This is a genomic window from Microbacterium sp. EB106-03-03-XG65 (assembly GCF_058791955.1).
Window position 1 is genome coordinate 1,107,408 of the sequence record NZ_JBYTEB010000001.1, and the last position, 16,261, is coordinate 1,123,668.

Annotated in this window: 15 protein-coding genes and 1 tRNA gene; 5 read left to right on the forward strand and 11 right to left on the reverse strand. The window is 68.4% G+C overall.

What is annotated here, in order from left to right; genetic code table 11:
- Nucleotides 1–21: 21 nt before the first annotated feature.
- The 4 genes from serS (at nucleotide 22) to AC3WS6_RS05205 (ending at nucleotide 3,570) form a co-directional block, all read left to right on the forward strand.
- A complete protein-coding gene (gene serS, locus AC3WS6_RS05190) occupies nucleotides 22–1,305 on the forward strand; it encodes a serine--tRNA ligase (protein ID WP_492499997.1) in 1,284 nt (427 codons plus the stop codon).
- Nucleotides 1,302–2,123 (forward strand): HAD family hydrolase, encoded by an 822-nt coding sequence (locus AC3WS6_RS05195; RefSeq protein WP_492499998.1) that lies wholly within the window; start codon nucleotides 1,302–1,304, stop codon nucleotides 2,121–2,123. Before serS ends, AC3WS6_RS05195 begins: the two co-directional genes overlap by 4 nt.
- 42 nt (nucleotides 2,124–2,165) lie before the next feature.
- A tRNA-Ser gene (locus AC3WS6_RS05200) sits at nucleotides 2,166–2,250 on the forward strand.
- A 51-nt stretch (nucleotides 2,251–2,301) separates the two neighbouring features.
- Nucleotides 2,302–3,570 (forward strand): LCP family protein, encoded by a 1,269-nt coding sequence (locus tag AC3WS6_RS05205; protein WP_492499999.1) that lies wholly within the window; start codon nucleotides 2,302–2,304, stop codon nucleotides 3,568–3,570.
- A 65-nt stretch (nucleotides 3,571–3,635) separates the two neighbouring features.
- Here the strand turns inward: AC3WS6_RS05205 and AC3WS6_RS05210 are convergent, their stop codons facing one another.
- Genes AC3WS6_RS05210 through AC3WS6_RS05235 form a run of 6 tightly spaced genes read right to left on the reverse strand, consistent with a single transcriptional unit; the run spans nucleotide 3,636 to nucleotide 9,963 of the window.
- Entirely contained in the window at nucleotides 3,636–4,214 is a 579-nt protein-coding gene (locus tag AC3WS6_RS05210; protein WP_492500000.1) for a TetR/AcrR family transcriptional regulator, read from the reverse strand.
- A 57-nt stretch (nucleotides 4,215–4,271) separates the two neighbouring features.
- On the reverse strand, nucleotides 4,272–5,714 hold the full coding sequence (locus tag AC3WS6_RS05215; RefSeq protein WP_492500001.1) for an aldehyde dehydrogenase (NADP(+)): 1,443 nt from the start codon (nucleotides 5,712–5,714) through the stop codon (nucleotides 4,272–4,274).
- The gene (locus tag AC3WS6_RS05220; RefSeq protein WP_492500002.1) at nucleotides 5,711–6,811 is read right to left on the reverse strand and encodes a mandelate racemase/muconate lactonizing enzyme family protein; all 1,101 of its coding nucleotides are present in this window, start codon (nucleotides 6,809–6,811) and stop codon (nucleotides 5,711–5,713) included. The genes AC3WS6_RS05215 and AC3WS6_RS05220 overlap by 4 nt, the downstream gene beginning before the upstream one ends.
- Nucleotides 6,808–7,707, reverse strand: a complete 900-nt coding sequence (locus AC3WS6_RS05225) for a 5-dehydro-4-deoxyglucarate dehydratase (RefSeq protein ID WP_492500003.1) — start codon at nucleotides 7,705–7,707, stop codon at nucleotides 6,808–6,810. Before AC3WS6_RS05225 ends, AC3WS6_RS05220 begins: the two co-directional genes overlap by 4 nt.
- Nucleotides 7,708–7,717: 10 nt before the next feature.
- Nucleotides 7,718–8,635 (reverse strand): NAD-dependent epimerase/dehydratase family protein, encoded by a 918-nt coding sequence (locus AC3WS6_RS05230; protein WP_492500004.1) that lies wholly within the window; start codon nucleotides 8,633–8,635, stop codon nucleotides 7,718–7,720.
- The gene (locus AC3WS6_RS05235) at nucleotides 8,632–9,963 is read right to left on the reverse strand and encodes a Gfo/Idh/MocA family protein (RefSeq protein ID WP_492500005.1); all 1,332 of its coding nucleotides are present in this window, start codon (nucleotides 9,961–9,963) and stop codon (nucleotides 8,632–8,634) included. Before AC3WS6_RS05235 ends, AC3WS6_RS05230 begins: the two co-directional genes overlap by 4 nt.
- Nucleotides 9,964–10,101: 138 nt before the next feature.
- On the opposite strand from AC3WS6_RS05235, the gene AC3WS6_RS05240 reads away from it, so the two are divergent.
- Nucleotides 10,102–11,397 (forward strand): serine hydrolase domain-containing protein, encoded by a 1,296-nt coding sequence (locus AC3WS6_RS05240; protein WP_492500006.1) that lies wholly within the window; start codon nucleotides 10,102–10,104, stop codon nucleotides 11,395–11,397.
- 27 nt (nucleotides 11,398–11,424) lie between these two features.
- Here the strand turns inward: AC3WS6_RS05240 and AC3WS6_RS05245 are convergent, their stop codons facing one another.
- From AC3WS6_RS05245 to AC3WS6_RS05265, 5 genes are read right to left on the reverse strand one after another with little or no spacing between them, the layout of a single operon-like run.
- Nucleotides 11,425–12,363 (reverse strand): carbohydrate ABC transporter permease, encoded by a 939-nt coding sequence (locus AC3WS6_RS05245; RefSeq protein WP_492500007.1) that lies wholly within the window; start codon nucleotides 12,361–12,363, stop codon nucleotides 11,425–11,427.
- Nucleotides 12,360–12,821, reverse strand: a complete 462-nt coding sequence (locus AC3WS6_RS05250) for a hypothetical protein (protein WP_492500008.1) — start codon at nucleotides 12,819–12,821, stop codon at nucleotides 12,360–12,362. The genes AC3WS6_RS05245 and AC3WS6_RS05250 overlap by 4 nt, the downstream gene beginning before the upstream one ends.
- Nucleotides 12,818–14,077, reverse strand: coding sequence for a glycoside hydrolase family 28 protein (locus AC3WS6_RS05255; RefSeq protein WP_492500009.1), 1,260 nt, complete (start codon nucleotides 14,075–14,077; stop codon nucleotides 12,818–12,820). The genes AC3WS6_RS05250 and AC3WS6_RS05255 overlap by 4 nt, the downstream gene beginning before the upstream one ends.
- Nucleotide 14,078: 1 nt before the next feature.
- Nucleotides 14,079–15,599 (reverse strand): extracellular solute-binding protein, encoded by a 1,521-nt coding sequence (locus tag AC3WS6_RS05260; RefSeq protein WP_492500010.1) that lies wholly within the window; start codon nucleotides 15,597–15,599, stop codon nucleotides 14,079–14,081.
- Complete coding sequence (locus AC3WS6_RS05265) at nucleotides 15,596–16,252, reverse strand: YesL family protein (protein WP_492500011.1); 657 nt, start codon at nucleotides 16,250–16,252, stop codon at nucleotides 15,596–15,598. Before AC3WS6_RS05265 ends, AC3WS6_RS05260 begins: the two co-directional genes overlap by 4 nt.
- Nucleotides 16,253–16,261: the final 9 nt, after the last annotated feature.

Below are 16,261 nucleotides of genomic sequence, written 5' to 3' on the forward strand. Positions count from 1 at the left end.
CGCGCACCATAGACTTGGTGGATGATCGACCTCGCACTCCTCCGCGACAATCCGGAGATCGTCCGCCGCTCTCAGGCCGCCCGTGGCAATGACCAGGGCACCGTCGACACCGCACTCGAGGCCGACCGATCGCGCAGAGCAGCGCTCGCCGCATTCGAAGAGCTAAGGGCCGAGCAGAACGCCTTCGGCAAGCAGGTCGCGAAGGCGCCCAAGGAGGAGAAGGCGGCCCTCGTCGCGCAGGTGAAGGACCTCGCCGAGCGGGTCAAGCAGGCGCAGCAGGTTGCGAACGAGGCCGCCGCCACGGCATCCGCCGCGCTCGCGCGCATCGAGAACGTCGTCGTCGACGGCGTGCCCGCGGGTGGCGAGGCGGACTTCGTCGAACTGCGGCGCGTGGGCGAGGTGCCCTCGTTCGGGTTCGAGCCGCGCGACCACCTCGAGATCGGCGAGATCCTCGGCGCGATCGACATGGAGCGCGGGGCGAAGGTGTCGGGTGCGCGCTTCTACTTCCTCCGCGGCATCGGAGCGCGCCTTGAGATCGCCCTCATGAACCTCGCGCTCGACAAGGCGCTGCAGAACGGCTTCGTCCCCCTGATCACGCCGACCCTGGTGCGGCCGGAGATCATGCAGGGCACCGGATTCCTCGGAGAGCACGCCGACGAGGTCTACCACCTCGACAAGGATGACGACCTGTACCTGGTCGGCACGAGCGAGGTCGCACTCGCCGGGTATCACAAGGACGAGATCCTCGATCTCGCAGGCGGTGCGCTGCGGTACGCCGGCTGGTCGACCTGCTACCGCCGCGAGGCCGGATCCCACGGCAAGGACACTCGGGGGATCATCCGGGTGCACCAGTTCAACAAGCTCGAGATGTTCGTGTACACGACGCCGGAGGATGCCGAGGCTGAGCACCTGCGCCTGGTGGCACTGCAGGAGGAGATGCTGACCTCGCTCGGTCTCGCCTACCGCGTGATCGACGTGGCCGCCGGAGACCTCGGATCCAGTGCCGCGCGCAAGTACGACATCGAGGCCTGGGTGCCCACGCAGGGTGCATTCCGCGAGCTGACGTCGACGTCGAACTGCACGACCTACCAGGCCCGTCGTCTCGACATCCGGCATCGTCCCGAGGCTCATGACGGTCAGACCGCCAAGACGCAGCCCGTGGCGACCCTGAACGGCACGCTCGCCACGACCCGCTGGATCGTGGCCCTGCTCGAGACGCACCAGCAGGCCGACGGCTCGGTGCGCGTGCCCGAGGTGCTGCGACCGTACCTGGGCGGCCTCGAGGTGCTGGAGCCGACGGCATGACCGAAGCCTGGCTCGTCGGCCTCGACGTCGACGGCACGATCCTGCTGCAGGACGAGACGATGAGCCCCGGCGTGCCGGAGGCCGTCGCGCGAGTGCGCGATGCGGGCCACGAGGTGACGATCGCCACCGGTCGCAGCTGGATGGCGACCCGGCGCTACGTCGAGCAGCTCGAGCTGACCGCGGAGTTCGTCGTGTGCTCGAACGGCGCCGTCACCATGCGTCGCGTCGGTGACGAGTGGGAGCGGTGGCACATCGAGACGTTCGATCCCTCACCCGTGCTCGCACTGCTGCGTGATCGGCTGCCCGACGCGCGGTACATGGTCGAGCTCGGAGACGGCAAGCGCCTCTACACCCAGCACCTGGACGACTGGACCCTCGACGGCGGACGCCAGGTCGACTTCGACGAGCTCTCCGCCGAACCGGTGTCGCGCATCGTCGTGGTCTCGCCCGGCCACGATGAGGAGGACTTCCATCGTCTCGTCGCGGACGCGGGTCTCAACGAGGTCTCGTACGCGATCGGCTGGACCGCGTGGCTCGACATCGCTCCTCAGGGCGTCGACAAGGGAACCGCTCTCGAGCGCGTGCGCAACGAACTCGGGTTCGAACGGGGCCGAGTGCTCGTGGCCGGAGACGGACGCAACGACATCGGCATGTTCGGGTGGGCACTCGGCCTCGATGGACGCGCCGTCGCGATGGGGCAGGCCCCGGACGAGGTCAAAGCCGCGGCGGGTGAGGTGACCGCGGATGTCGAGGCAGGCGGCCTCGCGATCGCGCTCGACACGCTTCCAGCAGCCGCCCAGGTCAGCGCGGGAGAATAGAACTCGGCTAGACTCACGGCTTGTCGGCAGATTCGTCTGTCGGGAGGGTTGTCCGAGCGGCCGATGGAGCTGGTCTTGAAAACCAGTGGGCAGAGATGTCTCGTGGGTTCGAATCCCACACCCTCCGCTTCTTGAGCACGGTGTCCCCACACCGGAACGCCGAACCGAAAGGCCCCGAGTGAGTCAGAACACCCGCCGCCGCCGCACCGTCGCCCGCCACGGGCAGCAGAAGACCCCCGGTGCCGTCAGCCAGCTTCTGAAATTCATCGCGATCGGCCTCGCGGTCGTGCTCGTGAGCGGATTCGGCGTCGCCGCGTACATCGTCTACGACCTGTCGAGCACGGTCTCGGCCAATGCCGTCGACCTCGACGGCCAGGAGGAGCTGCCGCCGGACATCAGCGCCTACGAGGGCGGATTCAATCTGCTGCTCACCGGTGTGGATGCCTGTGAAGAGGACTACGCGCAGTACTTCGGTGACCGTTGCAGCGACGGCGAGTCCGAGGCCACGCTCAACGACGTGAACCTGCTCATGCACGTCTCGGAGGAGCCGCGTCGCATCACCGTCGTGAGCTTCCCGCGCGACATGATGATCCCGATTCCGGAGTGCGAGGATGCCAAGGGCAACGTGCACTCGGCGATGAGCAAGCAGCAGCTGAACGTCGCCTACACCGACGGCGGCCTGAACTGCGTCGCGAAGACCATCACGGATCTCACCGACCAGGAGGTGCAGTTCGCGGCGTCGGTCACCTTCGGCGGAGTCATCGAGATCACCAATGCCATCGGCGGCGTCGAGGTCTGCCTCGCCTCTCCCATCAAGGACCGCCACACGAGTCTGGACCTGCCGGCGGGCAACCATGTCATCGAGGGCATCACCGCCCTGCAGTTCCTGCGCACCCGTCACGGTGTCGGCGACGGCAGCGACCTCGGCCGCATCGGCAACCAGCAGCAGTACATGTCGAGCCTGGCGCGCAAGCTGATCAGCGGCGAGACGCTGGGCAACGTGCCGATGATGCTCAAGCTCGCGACGACCGGTCTCGACAACGTCGAGGCGAGCACGTCGCTGGCCGATCCGATGAAGATCGTGCAGATCGCGCTCGCGGTGAAGTCCGTGCCGTTCGAGGACATCGTGTTCCTGCAGTACCCCACGTTCACGGATCCGGACAACCCCAACCGCGTGGTGCCCGACAAGGAGTCGGCCCAGACGATGTGGGACGCGATCAACGCGAACGCGCAGCTGGAGGTCACGCACGAGAACACCGCGAACGACGGCGTGATCCTGCTGGACCCGAACACGGGTGAGGCCGTCGAGACCCCGGCTGAGGGAACGCCGACCGAAGAGGTCCCGGATCCGGCCGCGACCACTCCCGGCGTCGTCGCGCTGCCGAACTCGATCAAGGGCAACTCGGCCGCGCAGCAGACGTGCTCCAACGGTCAGGTCGACCGCTGATCGGACGCGACGGCTGACACTCGCTCGCACCGCTGAACCGAGGTCAGGGGCGCTGCGGCGGGATGTCAGGGGCGCTGCGGCGGGTAGAGCACGTCGAGAAGAGCAGCGACGATCGCCGGCATGTCGACCGTGCGGTCGATCATCCACTGCAGTTGCAGGCCGTCGGCGACAGCCTGCACGATACGAGCAGTGGTGTCGGCATCGAGCGCAGAGCGACGCTGCGGATCGTCGTCGAAGTGCTGCCAGATCGTCTCGCGCAGCGTCTCGCTGCGCTCCAGGAAGAACTCGTGAGCGGGATGATCCGGGTCGACGGCATCCACCGACAGTCGCGCGAACAGCTCGACGAGCCCCGGCGTCTCGGTGTTGCGGCGCACCACATCGAGGAAGACGGACTTCGCGTCGCCCGGCTCGATGCTCCGCGGGCCCCGGCCCACGTTCTCGTCGCGCTTGCGCAGCACCTCGGTGAGCAGTTCTTCCTTCGAGCCGAAGTAGTGCAGCAGCGCGGCGGGGGTGACGCCGACGACCTCGGCGATCTGCTTGAGGGAGGCGTGCTGATAACCCCGCGTCGCGATCACCTCGAGTGCGCTCTGCAGGATCTCCTCACGCCTGGCGATGCCCTTCGCATATGAACCGCGTTGTGCCATGCCTCGACCCTAATCCTGAACGGCGTGAGACATCGACCGACGCGGACGGGGAGCCGATCAGGCGGGGAGCACGAGCACGCCGTTGCGCCGGTGCGGCAGACGCGCGAGGGCGTCATCGCGCAGAGCCTCCGGCAGCAGCGCCTCGGGCGCATCCTGGAACGCCAGGGGACGCAGGAACCGGCGGATCGCCGAGGCTCCGACCGAGGTGTGCAGCGAGGTCGTCGCCGGCCACGGGCCACCGTGCTGCTGCGACCACGTCACCGCGACCCCGGTCGGCCAGCCGGCGAACAGCACGCGGCCCGCACGCTCCTGCAACAGCTCGAGCGTCTCGCTCGGGTCCTCGTGCGGCTCGGCGTGCAGCGTGGCCGTCAGGCTTCCCGGAACGCGGGTGAGCGCGGTGCGCAGGTCGTCGTCGGAGTCGTAGCGCACGAGCAGGGTGACAGGACCGAAGCACTCCTCGAGGAGCACCTCGGGGCGATCTGCGACCGCGCGCGCATCGGTGAGCAGCGCGACAGGTCTCACGCCGGCGACCTCGACGCCTTCGGCCAGAACCTGCACCGACGGATCGCTCTCGAGATGGGCGAGACCCGCGGGGAAGGCATCGGTGATGCGTTCGGTGAGTAGCGGTCCTCCTGTGGCGGAGGGCACGTGCGCCGCCAGCAGATCTTCGAAGCCCGCGCCCGCCGGCACGAACACCACGCCCGGCTTCGTGCAGAACTGCCCGACGCCCATCGTGAACGACCCGGCGAGACCCTGGGCGAGAGCCTCGCCTCGGGCGGCGACCGCAGCCTCGGTGATCACCACCGGGTTGATGCTGCCCAGCTCTCCGTAGAACGGGATGGGATCGGGGCGCCCGGATGCGAGGTCGAACAGCGCCCGCCCGCCCGAGACGGATCCGGTGAAGCCGGCAGCGCGGATGAGCGGATGCTGCACGAGCGCGTTGCCCGCCTCGCGTCCTTCGACGAGGGCGAGGGAGCCCTTCGGAGCGCCGGCAGCGACGAGCGCGGCGGCGACGAGCTCGGCCGTACGCACCGAGAGCCGGGGATGGCCCGAGTGCGCCTTCACGATCACAGGGTTGCCGGCAGCGAGCGCCGAGGCGGTGTCGCCACCGGCCACGGAGAACGCGAACGGGAAGTTCGACGCTGAGAAGACCGCGACGGGTCCGAGCGCGGTCAGCAGCCGTCGCAGCTCAGGGCGTGGCGGAGTCGCGGCGGCATCCGCGTCGTCGACCGTGAGCTCGAGGTACGACCCCTCCTCGACGACCGTGGCGAACAGCCGCAACTGACCGCTGGTGCGTGCGACCTCGCCGGTCAGGCGAGGGACGCCGAGGCGTGTCTCGTCGTCGGCGATCGCGACCAGCTCGGCGACGTGGGCGTCGAGCGCGTCGGCAGCAGCACGCAGCCACCCCGCCCGATCCGTCGCTGACGAGCGCCGCCAGACCGGGGCGGCCGCGGCGGCGGCGTGAACGATCGACTCGAGGTCTGCGGGGGAGGTGGTCACGAGGGGTCCTTTCCGGCGGTGAGCAGGGGGGAGAAGCGGAGGCCGAGGCCGAGATGATCGTTCTCGGTCAGGTAGCCGTCGGCGATCGACACGGGAGACGGATCGGCGAGTGCGCCGAGTGCGCCGAATCCGGCATCCTCGACGTCCTCGACCAGCACCTCGTGCGCGGAGTCGGGGAGTGTGAGCGCAAGCTGCCCCGAGAGCTCGGGGAGCAGGTGCGGATGCAGCGCGGCATCGTGGGAGGCGGCCAGCTCGGCGATGCGCAGAAACGGTGTGATGCCGCCGACCCGCACGATGTTGGGCTGCACGATGTGCGCGGCGCCCGCACGGAGGAAGTCTGCGAATCGGTGCACGGTGTGGAGGTTCTCACCGAGTGCGATCGGCACGTCGATCCGCCGGGCGAGCTCGGCGTGACCTGCGAGATCGTCGGCACGCAGCGGTTCCTCGATCCAGGCGAGGCCGAAGCGCGACAGGGCATCCACCGAGGCCGTCGCACGGTCGAGACCCCATCGCTGGTTCGCGTCGATCATCAGCGCACGGTCCGGTCCGAGCAGTTCCCGCACCGCGCCGACGCGCTCGAGGTCTTCGTGGAGGTCGGGCTTGCCGACCTTGATCTTGACGGCGTCGAAGCCCGCATCGATCCAGCGCTGCACCTGCGCGAGCAGTTCGTCGAGCGAGTAGTGCAGGTTGACACCCGAGCCGTATCCGCGCACGCGCTCGCGCTGACGACCCCGCATCTGCGACACCGAGACACCGGCAGAGCGCGCCTCGGCATCCCACAGCGCCAGGTCGAGCCCCGCCAGCGCGATCGTCGTGATCCCGCCGCCGCCGGCTTCGTGGAGGTGCTCCCACAGCCCCTGCCATGCCTCGCCGGGTGCGGCGGGGCGGCCGACGCAGGCCGGTGCGATGTCATGTTCGAGGAGGGCGTGCACGGCGGGAGCGCCGATCTGCGGGCTCCACGAGAAGCCCCAGCCTTCTGCGCCGTCAGAGCGCACGACGTGGGTGGAGATGATGCCGACCGAGGTCACGTCGGCAGCCCACGGACGCGTCAGCGGCACACGCTGCAGACGCGTCGTCAGGCTCCGTATCGTCGTCACAGCAGTGCGCGGCCCGCCGCGAGGATCTCCGCCAGGCGGGACTCCTGCTCGGGCGTCGGGTCGACGAGTGGTGCGCGCACCGAGCCGACCGCGAGACCCGAGAGCCGGAGCCCGGCCTTGATCAGCGAGACTCCGAAGCCGGGCGTCTCGTCGCGCAGCTCGACGAGCGGGCGATAGAAGCCGTCGAGCAGGGCGAGGCGCCGCTCCTCATCGCCGTCGGCGTAGGCGCGGTAGTAGGCGTTCGCGATGTCGGGTGCCATGGCGAAAGCTGCCGACGAGTAGAGCGGCACTCCGATGCCGCGGTACGCGGCCTGCGTGAGCTCGGCCGTGAGCAGCCCGTTGAAGAACGCGAAGTCCGAGCGTCCCTCCTCGGCGACCGCACGTACGATCAGCTGGGTCGTGCCGATGTCGCCCGTGCCGTCCTTGAAGCCGACGACACGGGGGTTCGCGACGAGTCGACGCACGGTCTCGACCGAATACTGCGCGCTGCCGCGGTGGTACACGATCACCGGCAGGTCAGCGGCCTCGGCGATCTGCTCGACGTAGGCCGCGAGACCCTGCTGTGTGCCGCCGACGAGGTAGGGCGGCAGCACGAGGAGTCCGTCGGCCCCGGCATCCGCCGCTGCGCGTGCGACCGCGATCGCGTGTCCGAGCGGCCCGCCGGCACCGGCGATCACGGGCACCCGACCTGCCACCGCGGTCACGGCGGTGCGGACGACCGCCGCCGCTTCGCTCGCGGAGAGCGCGTGGAACTCGCCCGTGCCGCACGCGGGGAACACGCCGCCCGCACCGGCCTCGACGCCCGTGGCGACGTGGGCGGCGAGCATGTCGTGATCGATCGTGCCGCCGGAGGTGAACGGGGTCACCGGGAAGAAGAGGATTCCATCGAAGTCCATGTCGAGCCTTTCAGGAGACGGATGCAGAGGCGGGCGCGGCGACGAGTTCGTCGCGCCAGGTGCGGGTGGGACGCCAGCCGAGCAGGCGGGCGGCTTTGGCGGAGGAGAAGGCGGGAGTACGACCGGTGAGCGCGGCTGCCGCATGCGCGGTGCCCGGATGGAACTGCGGCAGCAGCTCGCTCAGGGGCTGGCGGGCGAGCGCGTCGTCGGCGCCGACGAAGAAGACCTCGCCGTTGGGGATGTCGTCGAGCGCGGCGAGCAGAGTGTCCGCGAAGCTCGCGACGTCGCGGGCATCGACATAGTTGAAGAGAGCCGGGGCGGACAGAGCCGGATCGTCGAGGCGTTCGAGCACGGTGTGGCCCTGCTGGGTGGGAGCGCCCGCCCACTCCTCGGGGGCGATGACGTAGCACGGTCGGAATGAGGCGAAGCGCACGTCATCGCCGGTCTGCCGCCGCAGCATGGCGACGGTCTGCTCGATCAGGAGCTTCGACAGCGCGTAGGCGTTCCACGGCTGTGTGGCCGAGTCCTCATCGAGGGGCAGCCGGTCGGGTGCCCATCCGCGCGGAGCGCCGTAGCCGATCACGGTCGGGCTCGACGCCGCCACGACGCGACGGATGCCCGCATGCACCGCGCCGCCGAGCACCGACTGCGCGAGCGCCGCGTTCGTGCGCAGAATGACGTCTTCCGGAGCGGCGAACGGCACGGCGATCGCGGCGAGGTGGATCAACGCATCGGCGCGCGTATCCCCGAGCGTCGCCGCCGTGGCATCCGCATCCGTGAGGTCGAGGGAGAGCTGCGTGATGCCGGGGCGCTCGAGATGCCCGCTCGGAGCCCGGTCGATCGACACGACCTCGTGCCCCGCCTCTGCGAGACCGGTCGCGAGGGTCCGGCCGAGGCGACCGGAGCCGCCGGTGACGGCGATCCTCATCGGCCCGACTCGAGCAGCTCGATGCCGAGGTCGGCGATGTTCACCGGCAGTCCGGTCTCGAGGGAGCGGTTGCCGGCGATGCCGACCGCGATCGAGCGGATGCCGTCGGTCCAATCCGCCGGGCGCGCGAGCGGATCGTCGCCTGGGCCCTCGAAGACATCCGACAGGAGCAGGGCGTCGCCGCCGCCATGACCGCCGTCACCGCCGTCGATCGGCACTTCGTACGCGGCCTCCCAGTGCCGCTGCACGAGGATGCGCTCTCCCTCGGGCCGGTGCTCGGTCGCACCGTCACCGCCTGAGAGACTGGGATCGATATGCGGGTGCAGCCCTTCGCCGGCCAACACGGCACCGCGTTCGACGACCTCGAGCTCGACGCGCCCGAGCGTGCCGTTGATCGCGACGCGGTACCCCTCCCAGGGGGAGTGCGCGTTCAGCGAGTACGACAGCGTGGCGCCCGAGGCGTAGTCGACGACGAGCGCGAGGTTGTCTTCGATCGTGATGCCCTCGCTGAACACGTCGAGGTCGCGCACGTAGCCGTCGTGCTGCTCGGCTTCGAGATACAGCGCGGTCAGGCGCTCGTCGGTGCGCAGGTCGAGTTCGAACAGATCGCCGCCGTCGTGCGTGCCGCGCGCGGGACGCTCGCCCAGACCGCGGCTCGCCGCATTCTCGGCTCCGTAGAAGCGGAGCCCGCCCGAGGCGTAGACGCGCGTGGGCTGCGAGCGGATCCACCAGTTGACGAGATCGAAGTGGTGGCTCGACTTGTGCACGAGCAGGCCGCCCGAGTTCGTCTTGTCGCGGTGCCAGCGCCGGAAGTAGTCGGCGCCGTGATTGGTGTCGAGCATCCACGAGAAGTCCACCGACGTGACCTGCCCGATCGTGCCGTCCTGGATGATCCGGCGCAGCGCGCTGTTGCGCGGGGAGTAGCGGTAGTTGAACGTCAGCACCACCTGGCGGCCCGTGCGCTCGACGGCCTCTTCGATGCGTGCGGCGCTCGCCGCATCGATCGTGAGGGGCTTCTCGACGACGACATCGGCGCCGGCCTCGAGGGAGCGGACGATCAGCTCGGCGTGCAGGTCGTCGCGCGAGCAGATGATCACCCTGTCGACGCGCTCGTCGCGGATGACCTGCTCGAGCGCGTCAGGGGTGGCCAGTCGGGGCGCGGGTGCGCCTGCGTCGGTGACGCGTGCGGCGTGGAACGCGGCACGCACGGGGTTGGGCTCGACGATCGCGACCAGCTCGGCGCGATCGCGGTGTGCGCCGGTGATCGCATCGACGTACATCTGGGCGCGGACTCCGGCACCGGCGAGGGCATATCGGGTCTTCGTCATCATGATCCTTCTTTGGACGTGAACGTCAGGAAACGTTTTCTCGACGATAGCAGCAATAATGCTGATCCGAAAGAATCGCGGCAGGATGAGCGCCCTGTCGTGTGGACGGGAACCGCTTTCCCCACTACGGTCGGTCGCATGACGGATGACCTTCAGCGGCTGCTCGACTGGTCGCATGCCTCCGACATCGCGATCCATTCGTTGGTGATCAGCGTCGACGGCGACGAGATCGTCAGCGCGGCGGTGTCGCCCTCGGGGTTCGATGTCCCGCATCGGATGTACTCGGTGTCGAAGACGGTGACCGCCGTCGCGATCCTGCTGCTCGCCGAGGAGGGGCGGCTGAGCCTCCGCGACCCGATCACGGACCATTTTCCGGAGATGCGACCAGTGCACCGGTGGCTCGCTGCCACGCTCATCGACGACATGCTCGCGATGACCGGGCCGCACAGCGGCACCACCTACGGTGCTCACGATGACGACTGGCTGGAATCGTACTTCCGAATAGCGCCGACGCATCGCCCGGGCACGCTGTTCACCTACGACACCAGCGCGAGCTACGTGCTCAGCGCTCTGGTCGAGCGACTGGCCGGGATGCCGATGCTCGAATACCTGCGGCCGCGGCTGCTCGAACCGCTGGGAGTCGGCCGCGGCATGCGGTTCCTCACCGGGCCCGAGGGGATCAGCCACGGCGGTTCGGGACTCATGGCTGCGCCGACGGACATGCTCAGGATCGCCGAAGCCGTGAACGGCACGGTCGCGGTGCTGCCGGAACCCGTACGCGTCGGGCTGCTCGAACGCCGCAGCGATCCGGGGACGCAGACCTGGGGTGCGCCGCTGCGCCACGGGTACGGGCGGCAGATCTGGCTGCCGGGTGTCGGCCAGTGGCTGATGTTCGGACTCGGCGGCCAGGTCGTCTACGGCGACCCGGCGCGACGGCTGGCAGCCGTGGTGACAGCGGACACGACGAGCCTGGACAGCGGGGACCAGCGATTCGTGGAGCGCGTGCTGACAGCGCTCGCCGGCGAGGTCGACGGCGACCTGCAGCTGCGCCCGCCTGCACCTCCGCACGACCCGGGGTCTGCCGCATCGCTGCGCGGAGTGGGAACCCTCGTTTCCGGTGAGGGTGCGCCGCCGCGCCTCCCCGTGGCGATCGATGCGTCCGGCGGTGAGATCGAGATCTCCGGACAGGTTCTGCGGTTCGAGACGGCATCGCCGACCGTGACGACGCTGCCGCTCGGCGACGCGGTCACGACCGCGGGCTGGTCATCGCCCGGAGTGCTCGACATCCGTGTGAGCGCAGCTGCCCACGACATCGCCTCCGTGCGGCTGCGGCTCGTCGCGACCGACGACGGCATCCTCACCGTCATGTCGCAGGGTTCGGGGCCCGAGATCGGCGCCGACTGGACCTGGCGTGGCAGCTACCGGATGCCGTGAGGGCGGGGATCCGACCAGAGGGACGGGTCATCCCTTGACCGATCCGATCAGGGCGCCCTTCACGAAATAGCGCTGTACGAACGGGTAGACGATCAGCATCGGCAGAGTCGCGACGAAGATGACCGCCATCCGGATCGATTGCGCGGGCGGCACGACGTCGACGGTGGCGCCATCGGCGTTCAGCCCACTGGCCACGATCACGATCTGGCGGAGCAGCACCTGCATCGGCCACAACTCGGAGCTGTTGATGTAGAGGATCGCACTCTGGTAGGTGTTCCAGTAGTACACCGCGTAGAACAGTCCGATGGTCGCGATCGAGGCCAGGGAGAGCGGCAGCACGATGCGCCAGAACACGCCGAGCTCGCTGCAGCCGTCGATGCGAGCAGCCTCCTCCAGGCTGTCCGGGATGCCCTGGAAGAAGCTGCGCATGATCACGAAGTTGAACGCGTTGATCGCGACAGGGATGATGAGCGACCAGAGCGAGTCGATCAGGCCGAGGTTCTTGACCACGATGAACGTCGGGATCATCCCGCCGGAGAACAGCATCGTGAACAGCACCAGGAAGTTGATGACCCGGCGGCCTTTCAGATGCTTCTTGGACAGCGCGTAGGCCATGAACGCCGTCAGGATGAGGCTGATCAGCGTGCCTCCGATCGTGACGATCGCCGAGACGCCCAGAGCACGGAAGATCGTCGGCGTCGACATGATGTATCGATAAGCGTCGAGGCTGAATGTCTCGGGCCACAGGATGAAGGGGCGGGTCGCGAGCTCGCCGGGCGTCGCCAGAGAGCTGGCCAGCACGTTGACGAAAGGCAGCAGGCAGGCCAGCGCGAACGCGATGAGGATCACCGCGTTGATCACCATGAACACGCGGCGGCCGGGCGTGACCGAGCGGCGCTTGCGCGCAGCTTCGCGGACGCGGATCGGAACAGTGGCGTCGTCGACGCGGGTCAGGGTGCTGGTCATGACGTACTCCGAGGGGTGGCAGTGCGCACTGCGAACAGAGCGGCGGCGATGAGGAAGAAGAAGGCGACCGGGTAGAGGATGAACTGCGTTCCGACCAGGCAGGCCAGCCCCGCAGCGAGGAAGCACAGTCCGGTCGCGCGGCGGCGTGGGCGCAGTCGAGCGAAGAAGAAGCCGATCGCCGTGCACAGTGCGACCACGATGAACGAGAATCCGAACCACGCGGCCATGGTGTTCAGCACGACATGCGCTTCGGCGTCAGCCAGAGCGAGGCCCGCGGCGCGCACGGCCGGGACGATGGCGGATCGCAGCGTCTCGTCGTCGCTGCGGGTGATCACGAGCGCGAAGCCGCCCTGCAGCACGGCGGCGGCGATCAGGCCGATTCCGGCGATGATGAGCTCCGCTCGGCGACGGAAGGGGGGAGCGACGGCCTCGGACTCGCGGATCGCGGTCGCGGTCATTGTGCCACCGCCACGGTGTCGCCGGCGATGAGGTCGGGCCCCATCACGCCGTCGAGACGCAGGCCCGAGATGCGCAGGCCCGTGATGAACTGCGCCTGGACACCTGCTGCGGCCATCGCGGGGACGCCGTCTGCCATCGCGGGAACCGCGGGCTCGGCATCCGGTGCGAACGAGATGCTCACGTGATCGAGCGTGACATCGTCGAGCGGAGCCTCCGGCAGGCCCGAGATGAACGCGGCGCAGGACTGCACATTCGTCGCAGTGATGTGCGACAGGTGGATGCCTCGGAACCGCGGTGTTCCCGCGTCGACCGGCTGCGGAGTGCGATCCGACACGAACGGCAGCTTGCCATCGGGGCCGCAGAAGTAGAACGGATTGATCACGAGTGGGCACATGACGTGATCCATCACGATGTTCGTCACCCGCACGTCGGCAACGGTTCCACCGCGACCGCGTCGCGACTTGATGCGGATGCCGCGGTCGGTGCCCTGGAAGACGCAGTTCGAGATCACGACTCCGCGCACGCCGCCCGACATCTCGCTGCCGATCACGACACCGCCGTGCCCGTGGATCATCGTGCAGTTCGTGATCACGATGTTCTCGCACGGCACGCGATCGGGCGAACCCTCGCTGCCCGCCTTGATCGCGATGCAGTCGTCGCCGACGTCGATGTGGCAGTCGCTGATGCGCACGTTCCGGCACGATTCGGGGTCGATGCCGTCGGTGTTGGGCGAGTCGGGTGGATTGATGATGCGGATACCGGTGATGCGCACGTCGTCGCAGAGCAGCGGATGCACGGTCCAGGCGGGGGAGTCGCGGAGTGTGACGCCCGAGATCTCGACTCGGGAGCATCCGTGCAGCCCGATCAGCGTGGGACGCGGGTGCGCGAGGTCGCCGGCGCGGAACGTCTCCCACCACCAGGCGCCCCCGCCGTCGATCTCGCCGCGGCCGGTGATCGCGACGTCGACGGCATCGCGCGCGTAGATGCACGGGGAGTGGATGACGGTGTCGGCGCCCTCCCAGCGCGCGTCGATCGGGGGATACAGGGCGGGGTCGGCCACGAATCGCAGCACGGCACCCGCTTGCAGATGCAGCTCCACATGGGAACGCAGACGCAGAGCCCCGGTCTCGTGCACGCCGGGGGTGACGCTGACGCGACCGCCGCCCGCGTCGGCCGCCCGATCGATGGCATCCTGGAGTGCGCGCGTGGTGCGCACGACACTGGTCTCGCTGCTCTGCACCTGCGTTCCGTTCATGTCACTTGCTCTCGGCGTACGAGGCGGTGAACTCCTCGATGATCGTGTCGAGCCCCTGGCCGCGGAGCTTGTCGATCGCCGCCTCGTAGTCGTCCATGTCGATCTGCCCGACCATGTACTTGTTGTACGCGTCGTTCGCCGCCTGCAGGATCGTCGACCAGCTCTGATCGAACGTCGCGGAAGTCAGCGGCAGCGTCGGGTCCACGACGGCGAACTCCGCGTTCTCCGCGATCTTGTCGTTGCCCTCGTCGGCGTACGGTGCGGAGCTCTTGTACGTCGTGACGATGTCGGACGGCCGTGAGGAGTTGTAGGGCTGCACCTCCTGCTCCCACTTGGCCTGATCCGTGATCGAGACGACGCCGTCGCCGTCGACCGTGTAGTGCTCGCCTTCGATGCCGTTGGTCATGAGTGCGAACGCCTCTTCGTCGAGCAGCTTGTCGATGAACGCGAGGATCGACTTGAGCTCGGCCTCGTCCTTCACCTGCGTCGTCGACAGCGCCAGCCAGCCGCCGAAGCCGCCCGCCGTGTCGGAGAGGGTGCGGCGAGGCACGTCCTCGAAGGTCAGGTCGTTGACCAGTGCCCATGCCATGGGCGTATTCGGATCGGCGCTCAGGGCGAGGTTCATGTAGTTCCTCGCCTCGAACAGACCCGTCACGACGATCCCGCCCTTGCCCTGCGCGATCGCATCCTGTTGATTCTGCTTCTGCATAGTCACGAACTCGCCGTTCACCGCACCCTGCTCGTACAGGCCCCGGTACCACTCCATGGCCTGCTTGAACTCGTCGGTCTGGAAGGACGGGATGACCTCGTCGTCGTCCGTGACCGTCCAGTTGTTGCCTGCGCCGAAGTGGCCGGCCAGCGACTTGAAGCCGAGTTTGAAGCTCTCTAGTCGATCGATGAAGCCGGTGGTGTCGTCCTTGCCGTTGCCGTCGGGATCCTGCGTCGTGAACGCCACCGCGACCTCGCTGAGCTCCTCGATGGTGTGCGGCGTCTCGAGGCCGAGGTTGTCGAGCCAGTCCTGGCGTATCAGCACTCCGTAACGGGCCTTCGGCTTCTGGAACGGCACGCCGTACAGGTGGCCGTCGACGCGGGCGGAGGCGATGGTCTGCTCGTCGATCTTCGAGAGGTTGGGGTAGTCCTTCAGGTACTTCTCGACGTCCCAGAACTGACCGGACTTGAGCGCCTGGCGCACCGACGTGTTCGTCAGGTTCCCGATCGTGGTGATGTCTGCGAGCGTGTCCGACGCCAGGGCCGCGTTGATCTTCTCGTCCTTCGATGCGTCTGGCACCCACTGGAAGGTGAGCTCGGTGCCGGTGTACTCCTCGAGTGCGGTGTGGATCGGACCGTCCGCTGCCGGCGTCGTCGGCGTGTGGAGCATCGACATCCATGTGACGCTCTCGGCGGGCTTCACTTCGCCACCGCTTTCTCCCGTGGTGTCGCCTGACGAGCCGCACGCGGTGAGCGCGAGCGCGGCGACGGTGACGGAAGCGACGGCGATTCCGAGCCTGGAGTTGTTCCTCATTGTGATCTTCCTCTCGCAAGGTGCAGATGAGTCGGCGAGGTCTCGCGCGACATAGGGGGTGAGGTCTGTGTGTCTTCGGCGGCGAGCCTGCCGAAGACGATGCGGGTGACTCCGCCGATCGCCGCTGCCGGGATGCCGATGCCGAACATCACGAGGATCGGCAGGGCGAAGGAGGCGAGCAGCCACACGATGGCTGCGACTGCGGCAGTGGCGACGATCGTCCAGTGCAGCGAGCCGAGACCGATCAGCAACGCGGCGACGATCTGTCGGTGGATGCCGCGGATGTCGGTGGCCGCCATCACCGGGAACACGTACGCAGTGATGATGCCGATCACCACGAGGGCCACGACGTTGACGAACTGCAGCAGCCAGCTCGCGCCGGTGAAGATGTTGGTGACGACGATCGCGCTCGCGGCGAGAAGGATCACTCCCATGCCGGTCGCAGGCCAGTAGCGCTCTCGCAGGTGTCCGATGAACGCGGCGGTGACCGGAGGGGTCTCGCCCCGGCGGAACCAGCCGTCGAGGTAGGCGGCGACGGCATATGAGGCGGGTCCGATGCCGAAGACGACGAGTCCGAGTGCGGTCGCGGCGAGCCAGAGGAGGTTCAGGTACGCGACCCGGTAGACGGCCCGGAGGAACAGGTTCAGGCGCATGAACGCCTC

Excerpts from the sequence above, each read along its gene's own strand:
- serS (WP_492499997.1), top strand. The coding sequence starts at position 22 with ATGATCGACCTCGCACTCCTCCGCGACAATCCGGAGATCGTCCGCCGC.
- AC3WS6_RS05195 (WP_492499998.1), top strand. The coding sequence starts at position 1,302 with ATGACCGAAGCCTGGCTCGTCGGCCTCGACGTCGACGGCACGATCCTG.
- AC3WS6_RS05210 (WP_492500000.1), bottom strand. The coding sequence starts at position 4,214 with ATGGCACAACGCGGTTCATATGCGAAGGGCATCGCCAGGCGTGAGGAG.
- AC3WS6_RS05225 (WP_492500003.1), bottom strand. The coding sequence starts at position 7,707 with ATGGACTTCGATGGAATCCTCTTCTTCCCGGTGACCCCGTTCACCTCC.
- AC3WS6_RS05230 (WP_492500004.1), bottom strand. The coding sequence starts at position 8,635 with ATGAGGATCGCCGTCACCGGCGGCTCCGGTCGCCTCGGCCGGACCCTC.
- AC3WS6_RS05235 (WP_492500005.1), bottom strand. The coding sequence starts at position 9,963 with ATGACGAAGACCCGATATGCCCTCGCCGGTGCCGGAGTCCGCGCCCAG.
- AC3WS6_RS05240 (WP_492500006.1), top strand. The coding sequence starts at position 10,102 with ATGACGGATGACCTTCAGCGGCTGCTCGACTGGTCGCATGCCTCCGAC.
- AC3WS6_RS05245 (WP_492500007.1), bottom strand. The coding sequence starts at position 12,363 with ATGACCAGCACCCTGACCCGCGTCGACGACGCCACTGTTCCGATCCGC.
- AC3WS6_RS05250 (WP_492500008.1), bottom strand. The coding sequence starts at position 12,821 with ATGACCGCGACCGCGATCCGCGAGTCCGAGGCCGTCGCTCCCCCCTTC.
- AC3WS6_RS05255 (WP_492500009.1), bottom strand. The coding sequence starts at position 14,077 with ATGAACGGAACGCAGGTGCAGAGCAGCGAGACCAGTGTCGTGCGCACC.
- AC3WS6_RS05260 (WP_492500010.1), bottom strand. The coding sequence starts at position 15,599 with ATGAGGAACAACTCCAGGCTCGGAATCGCCGTCGCTTCCGTCACCGTC.
- AC3WS6_RS05265 (WP_492500011.1), bottom strand. The coding sequence starts at position 16,252 with ATGCGCCTGAACCTGTTCCTCCGGGCCGTCTACCGGGTCGCGTACCTG.